This is a genomic window from Roseofilum sp. Guam (genome assembly GCF_017746735.1).
In the GTDB taxonomy this organism is placed as follows: Bacteria; Cyanobacteriota; Cyanobacteriia; order Cyanobacteriales; family Desertifilaceae; genus Roseofilum; species Roseofilum reptotaenium.
In genome coordinates, this window is record NZ_JAGHZN010000095.1 from 1 (window position 1) to 8,707 (window position 8,707).

The following is an 8,707-nucleotide window of genomic DNA, read 5'->3' on the forward strand; positions in this document are numbered from 1 at the left end:
CATTGCAGGAAATTCAGCCTCACGGGCCGTATTATTTAGGCGGCTGGTCGATGGGTGGAGTCGTTGCTTGGGAAATGGCGCGACAATTAGAAGAAGTCGGGCAAGAGGTAGCGTTGCTTGCTTTAATCGATAGCTACGCACCCAAGGCGATGTCGGAAAAAAAACAGATGGATGCCGCAACTTTAGCTAATTCTCTAGCCGCTGACTTGGGGGGGATTTTTGGAACTGAGCTGTCTATTTCAGCCTATGATATCGAGCAACTCCAGCCGGAAGAACAATTGCAGCATATCTTTACTACAGCCAAGCGCCAAAATCTATTACCGCCAGAAGTCGGCATCGAGCAAATGCGTCAGTTGTTTGAAGTGTTTAAAGCCAACCGAGTTGCTGTGACCAACTATCAGCCTCAACCTTATTCGGGTCGGATTGTCCAGTTTTGTGCCAGCTCGCCAGAAGCAAACCGAGGTTGGAGTTCTTTGGTGACAGGGAAGTTGGACACTTATATGATTCCCGGCGATCATTATGGGATGATGCGATCGCCCCACGTCCAGGTTCTCGCCCAAAAGCTGGGAGCTTGTTTGAATTAGGTTAAAGAGCGATCGCAGTTAAATTGAAAAGCTAAATTGAGCAAAAATAATTAACGCGATCGCCCTTTACGCTACTTTAGAGATTGCCAACCCAGCTCTTTCCTGGCAGGTTGCTCCACAATCAAGAGGAGCATTAAGACTATTCTCCCAATCTCTAAAAAGCCGCTCTCTTGTCTTTATCCCATCCATCAATTCACGGGGTTTTCAGCATATCTCTGATAATGATATATAGCAGAGAAAGGGAGAGTTACGACATTTTCTATTGCCTCTTGCCTCAAACCATAACCTCACTGTCCTAATCAACTCTTTCACTGCTATAGCAAAAATATTTATGTTCGCTGACAAAACACTTAATCGCCCCATCGGTATAGTCTTTGAGGAACAAGTATGGAAAGCTCCCGATCGGGTAGCGATCGCCAGCAACAATCACCAATGGACTTATCAAACCTTAAACAGTTGTGCCAATGCAATAGCCAATGATATCCTCAAGAGTTGCGACAATGGTTTAGAGAGAATCGCCCTACTGCTAGAACATGACGGGCCAGCGATCGCCAGTATCTTGGCAGTCCTCAAGGTTGGCAAAACCTATATTCCCCTCGATCCAACCTATCCCAGTTCCAGACTGAAATCTATTGTGCAAGATTCCCAACCCCAAATTATCTTGACCAACAATAGAAACTGGGATTTAGCACAAAAGATAACTCAAGCAAAAATAGCGATCGTCAATATCGATAATCTAGAGTATGCAACGACTGTCTCTAACCTCGTATTGTCAATTGCTCCAGAAACACCAGCCTATATTCTCTACACATCTGGTTCGACAGGAGTTCCCAAAGGAGTCGTGCAAAATCACCGCAACATTCTCCATTTCATCAGAGCTTATCGTAAAACCATTCATCTTTCGAGTTCGGACAGACTCACCCTGCTATCTTCCTATAGTTTTGATGCCGCAATAATCGATATATTTGCCGCCTTGCTAAATGGAGCAACCCTATGCTTATTTGACCTAAAGCAAGAAAATTTCACCAGTTTGGCAACTTGGTTGAACCAAGAAAAAATCACAATTTATCACTCAACCCCAACAGTTTATCGGCAATTAATCGATATTTTGAACGAAAATAGTCAAGCAGTTCGGACTGAGCTAGACTCAATTCGTTTAGTAGTATTGGGAGGAGAAGCTGCCTTAACAACAGACTTTGAATCCTATAAAAAATATTTCGCTCCAGACTGCCTATTGGTAAATTTGATGGGATGTTCTGAATCGTCCTTCAACTTCCAATATACCCTAAACAAGGAAACAGAACTCAGCGATCGAGGCTTACTTCCAGTCGGTTATCCAGTTCCAGAAACAGAGTTATTATTGCTCGATGAAGCAGGAAATCCTGCACTTGACTCTGGAGAAATTGCCATTCGCAGCCCCTATATAGCCTTGGGATACTGGCAAAATCCAGAACTAACAAAAGTCGTATTTCTACCCGATCCAGAAGGCAGAAAACAGTGCATTTATCGCAGCGGAGACTTGGGTAGATTAAGAACAGATGGGGTATTAGAGTTTTTAGGACGCAAGGATTTTCAAGTCAAAATCAGAGGGTTTCGCGTCGAACTTGGAGAACTCGAAGCCACTCTCGGGCAGCACCCAAAGGTACTATCCTCCGTAGCAACTAGCTCCAAAGAGAGTCCGGGGAACCCGTATTTAGTCGCTTATATAGTTCCCGATCGCCAACGGGTCCCAACTATAAGCGAATTGCGTAGCTTCTTGTCGGAAAGACTGCCAGACTACATGATGCCAAGTGCGTTTGTCATGCTAGATACTTTGCCCCTGACTCCCAACAATAAAATAGATCGTCTCGCTCTGCCAGCTCCGAAATTTTCCCGTCTCCATCTATCAACACCTTTCGTGCAACCCAGTAGCAAGAATCAAAAAGTTTTAGTAGATATTTGGAGTGCTTTGCTAAATGTAGAAGTCGGCATACACGACAATTTCTTTGAACTGGGCGGACATTCCCTACTGGCCGCTAGGATTTTAAGTCGCATCCGCAATGCGTTCGATCTCGATTTACCCGTTCGTGCCTTATTTGAATGTCCAACTATTGCCGAGTTAACCCTGGCGATAGAGACACGCATTAAGGGAGATTTAGAACCGAAAAAAAATGCGATCGCACCAGCTCCGCGAAGTCAACACTTACCGTCATCTTTTATTCAGGAAGAATTTTGGTATCTGATTCACCTAGCTCCAAATAGTGCCATCTACTATACGATTAAAGCAGCATGGCGTTTAACAGGAACTCTGAATCGAACTGCCCTAAAACGAGCCATAGCCGAAATGGTCAGCCGTCACGAAATTTTGCGCACCACATTCAAATTGACTGAGGGTTTGTTGGTGCAAGTCGTAGCTTCTTCTTTACAGATATCCGTGCCAGAAATTGATTTGCAAAACCTCTCACCAGAGGAACAATCGGAAACGCTTAAAAGATATTCCCAAAAAGAATTAGAACGTTCTTTTGACCTAGTTAACGGTCCTTTGTTCAGAGTTATGGTCTTGCAGTTGGGGGTAAAATCCCATGTTTTACTGTTAACGATGAGCCACATTATTGGTGATGCGTGGTCAACGGGAATATTTTTCCAAGAGTTGATGACTATTTACTCGGCTTTTGCCTCCGGTAAACCCTCACCTTTGCCAAGGCTGTCCGTACAATATGCTGATTTTGCTTGCTGGCAACGGGAGCGGTTAACCGACCAAATGTTAAAACCTCAGCTTGAATATTGGAAACAACAACTCTCAGAGAGTCTACCCCTTTTGGAACTTCCTACAGACCGTTCTCGGCCTTTAGAGCAGAGTTTCCGAGGAGGCAGACAACCTTTTCACGCACCCGCCGACCTGACCGAAAAACTATTGGAGTTAAGTCAGGGAGAAGGAGCGACTTTATATATGACTTTATTGGCAGCGTTGGCAACGTTGCTCTTTCGCTACAGCTCTCAAGAGGAGATTAATATTGGCACCCCAGTCAGCCAGCGAAATGTTATAGAAACTGAATCTTTAATCGGTCCATTTTTGAATGTGCTGGTGCTGGGAATTAAATTACAAAATAATCCCACTTTTCAAGATTTGCTTTCTCAAGTAAGGCAAACCGTTCTAGAAGCTTTGGTTCATCAAGAGGTGCCATACCCAAAAGTTCTAGAAACCATACAACCAGAACGGCAACTTAGCCACAATCCTCTGTTTCAGGTCATATTGGATTGGGTTAACCTACCAACGAGCAAACTAGAGCAACTAGAAACTTCTAGTCTGACAACCGAGCCACTGCTGGAAATCCAAGATATTGAGGATAAAACGACTGCGGTTGATCTATGCCTTTTGGTGTGGGAAACTGAAGGCGAATTGAACGGATATTTCCAATACAGCACGGATTTATTTGATGCGGAAACTATCTCGCGGATGGCGGAACATTTTCAGGTTTTGCTCCAAGCAATAGTGACTAATCCTGAAGTGCAAATTAGCCAACTTCTGTTGCTGACTCAGTTGGAACGCCATCAGTTGTTCGTAGAGTGGAACAATACAACGACGGAGTATCCCCAGGATCGGTGTATACATCAGTTATTCGAGCAACAAGTTGAACGAACTCCCGATGCTGTTGCAGTTATTTTTGAGAACCAGGGACTAACTTATCGAGAATTGAATGGGAAAGCCAATCAACTGGCGCGGTATTTGCAATGTTTGGGAGTCAAACCAGAGGTGCTAGTGGGGATTTGTGTAGAGCGATCGCTGGAAATGATCCTAGGATTATTGGGGATTCTCAAAGCTGGTGGAGCTTATGTACCCTTAGATCCAGATTATCCAAGCGATCGCATCGCCAGCATCTTTTCTTCTTCCAAGCTCAAGGTGTTGGTGACTCAGGAAACCGTATTGACCTCTTTACCGCAACATTCTGCACGTTCGGTATGTTTAGATGCAGAATCAGAGCAAATAGCTTGGTTTAGCGATCGCAATCTCGACATAACTTCTCAACCTGAGAATTTAGCATACGTCATTTATACCTCCGGCTCTACCGGACAACCCAAAGGCGTAGAAATAGGCCACCAATCCCTTGTTAACCTGGTGAATGCAATGCAAGTCACCCTCGGTTTCAGCAACAGCGATTCTATTCTGGCAGCTACCACGATCGGTTTTGACATGGCAGTTCCGGAGATTTATTTGCCACTGATCGTAGGGGGAAAAACGATTGTAGTCTCTAGGGAAGTGGCTACCGACGGCAAACAGCTCTTGTCAACCTTGAAAAACTCCGGTGCTACTGTGATGCAGGCAACTCCAGTCACGGCGAAAATGCTGCTAGCGGCTGGTTGGCACAGTAGTAGTGGATTCAAAATGATTTGCGGTGGCGAAGCCGTACCGCGAGAACTCGCTGTTCGTCTGATAGAAAAAGGCGCTTGTTTGTGGAATCTATATGGTCCTACCGAGACTACAGTTTGGTCAACTGCCTGCCATCTCAATGCCTCCAGTTATTCCTCCCAGCGCCAAGAGATCGACTGCCCAATTGGCACTCCCATTGCCAATACCCAAATCTATATTCTCGACAAGCATCTCCAACCCGTCCCTATCGGCGTATCTGGAGAACTCCACATTGGAGGTGCGGGGCTAGCCAGAGGCTATCACAACCATCCGGAATTAACCGCCCAAAAATTTATCCCCAACCCCTTGAGCAACGAACCTGGTTCTCGCCTTTACAAAACAGGTGATTTAGCTCGCTATCTCCCAGATGGCAAGATTGAATTTATCGGACGCATCGACAACCAAGTAAAAATCCGAGGCTTCCGCATCGAACTCGGAGAAATAGAAGCCACGTTAACTCAATACCCAAGCTTGCGCGAAGCCGTGGTTGTTGTCCGTGAAGATTCGACCGGGGATAAACGCCTCGTTGCCTATATTGTTACTCAGGAACAAGTAGCGGTATCTGTTTTGCGAATGTTCCTGAAAACCAAGCTACCTGACTACATGGTTCCGAGCGCATTTGTCTTTTTAGAGGCAATACCTCTAACTCCCAACGGCAAAATAGACCGCCGCGCCCTACCGAAACCCGATGCTTCTAGTTTCGGCACTTTAACAAAAATCGTCCCTCGCACTCCCACGGAAGAACTGCTAGCCGCTATCTGGACTGAAGTATTGGGATTGGACAAGGTGGGAATAGAGGAGAACTTCTTTGAAATTGGGGGACATTCTCTGAAAGCGATGCAAGCGATATCGAGGATAAGCGATACATTTTCCCTAGATATCCCGTTAAAAAAGCTATTTCAATTACCGACAATTGCAGAACTGGCTAAAGGAATAGAAACGGATCGCACTGAGGGAAAAACTGGGTTGCAACTGCCAGCAATTGCTGTAACAGCAAGAGATACAACTATTCCCTTATCCTTTGCCCAACAAAGACTGTGGTTTCTCTATCTCCTGGAAGGGAAAAATGCCACTTACAATATTCCCGTAGCAATCCACCTAGATGGTTTTCTGAATATTGCCACCCTACAGGCAGCTTTAGTAGAAATAGTTCGCCGTCACGACATTTTGCGCGTCACGTTTCAAGCAGAGAACGGGACTCCATTTCAAGCGATCGCCACCCCGTCTAACGGAGAATTTCCAGTTATAGACCTACAAAATATACCCGAAGCCAGTCAAGAACGCAAAGTACACCGATTCCTCACAGAAGAAGCAAGCCATTTTTTTGACATCACTACCGAACGATTAGTCCGCTTCAAGCTATTGCGTCTGAGTCCCCAGTCTAATATCCTACTGCTTACGATGCACCATATCGTCTCTGATGATTGGTCTTTGGGGGTATTCTTCCGGGAGTTACAGGTTTTATATGCAGCGTTTTCTCAACAACAACCTTCCCCTTTACCAGAACTGCCCATCCAATATGCAGATTTTGCCATTTGGCAGCGTCAGTACTTGACTCCAGAAGTCCTGGCTACCCAAGTAAACTACTGGAAACGGCAGTTAGCTGAAATTCCGCCTCAATTAGAATTGCCAACAGACCGACCCCGCCCTTCAGTTCGGGGATTTCGAGGTGCGAGTGAGTCTTTTTCTGTACCTGTAGAATTGACGGCTAAACTTTTGCAAGTCAGCGAACAATATAGTGCGACTCTATTCATGACTCTCTTGGCAGCTTTTAGCACCTTACTTTATCGTTATAGCGGCCAAACAGATATTGTGGTGGGGTCTCCCATTGCCAACCGCGATCGCCCGGAAATAGAGTCCCTAATTGGCTTCTTTGTCAATACCTTAGTGTTGCGAACTACCTTTGCCGAAAATCCCAGTTTTGTTTCCTTGCTACATCAGTTACGAGAAACCTGTCTGGATGCCTATTCTCATGGAGATGTACCCTTCGAGCAATTGGTAGAAGAATTGCAACCCGAGCGCAACCCAAGCTATACGCCCCTATTTCAAGTCATGTTTGCACTGCAATATGAAGAGGAGGAAAAGACTGGGGAAAGTTGGGAATTATCCGGATTAAAAGTCAGCCGTTTGGCAACGAATAGCGCAACTTCCAAATTTGACATGACTCTGTGGATGAGAGTAACAGAGTCAGGATTAACGGGAAGGTGGGAATACAATACCGATCTGTTTGATGCCGAGACTATCTACCGGATGGCCTTACATTTCCAGAATGTATTGGAGGCGATTGTCGCTTGTCCTGAAGAAAAGGTGGCTTTTTTGCCCTTGATGGCCCAAGCCGAACGAGATCGACTGTTGCTAGCGTCGAACAATACTCGTGCGCAATACGCGGATAATTATTGCCTTCATCAGGTCTTTGAACAGCAAGTAGAACGAACGCCAGATGCGATCGCAGTAGTATTTGAGGAAGAACAAGTTACCTATTGGGAGCTGAACGCACGGGCCAATCAACTGGCGCGTTACCTGCAAAGCTTGGGGGTAGGGCCGGAGGTGCTAGTGGGGATTTGTGTAGAGCGATCACTCTCTACGATCGTAGGATTATTAGGAATTCTCAAAGCAGGCGGAGCATACCTACCTTTAGACCCAGATTATCCACCAGAGCGTCTCGCCTATATCTTTTCTAACTCCCAAGCTGCGGTATTAGTAACAACGCAGGAATTAACCGTCCGATTACAGGTCTTACCCGATCTCGTTGTCTGTTTAGATAATGACTGGGAATTGATATCGAGTTGCAGCACTGACAATCTATCATCTCCAGTTCGTCCTGAGAATTTAGCATACATAATTTATACGTCCGGTTCCACAGGAAAACCCAAAGGAGTGGAAATCTGCCATCAATCTCTGGTCAACTTTCTTCGTGGGATGGCAATAAAACCCGGCTTAACTGATACTGATATTATCTTAGCCGTCACTACTCTCAGTTTTGATATTGCTGCCCTAGAGATTTACTTACCCTTAATCGTGGGAGCAAAAATAGTCTTAGCGAGTCGAGAGGTCGCTACTGACGGTCAACAACTGTTGTCCAAATTGGAGCTAGAGGGCACGACCGCGATGCAAGCGACTCCAGCAACTTGGCAAATGCTGCTAACTTCCGGGTGGCAAGGGAATTCGCACTTGAAAATACTTTGTGGTGGAGAACCCTTGTCTAAGCAACTAGCCATTCAACTTCTGGAAAAAGGCTCTTCCCTCTGGAACCTATATGGTCCTACAGAAGCGACAGTGTGGTCAACAGTTTGCCCGGTTAGTGCTTCCGATCTCATAGAGAGCAAAGAAAATGTGTCAGTGGCGATCGGTCGTCCGATCGCTAATACCCAAATCTATATTCTCGATAACTATCTCCAGCCTGTCCCCATAGGCGTACCAGGAGAACTCCATATCGGCGGTGCAGGGTTAGCGCGAGGCTATCTCAATCGCCCCGAATTAACCGAGCAAAAGTTTATCTCCAATCCCTTTAGTGACGAACCGGGTTCGCGCCTTTACAAAACCGGCGATAAGGCACGCTATCTCCCGGATGGCAAGATTGAATTTATCGGACGCATCGACAACCAAGTAAAAATACGAGGCTTCCGCATCGAACTCGGAGAGATTGAAGCAACTTTACAATGTGGGTGAAGCCGTGGTTATTGTTCGCGAAGATACTCCAGCAGATAAACAACTGGTCGCCTACATGGTCACTAAA

At 45.7% G+C, this 8,707-nt stretch carries 2 protein-coding genes; both read left to right on the plus strand.

The window, feature by feature from the left end; all coding sequences use genetic code 11:
- Positions 1 to 584: thioesterase domain-containing protein (locus tag J7529_RS23800; RefSeq protein ID WP_318731036.1), on the plus strand; the 584-nt coding region annotated here is incomplete at its 5' end.
- A 331-nt stretch (positions 585 to 915) separates the two neighbouring features.
- Positions 916 to 8,640, plus strand: coding sequence for a non-ribosomal peptide synthetase (locus J7529_RS23805; RefSeq protein ID WP_318731037.1), 7,725 nt, complete (start codon positions 916 to 918; stop codon positions 8,638 to 8,640).
- Positions 8,641 to 8,707: the final 67 nt, after the last annotated feature.

Bases quoted from the DNA above. Each gene is read 5' to 3' on its own strand.
- J7529_RS23805 (WP_318731037.1), top strand. From the start codon at position 916: ATGTTCGCTGACAAAACACTTAATCGCCCCATCGGTATAGTCTTTGAG.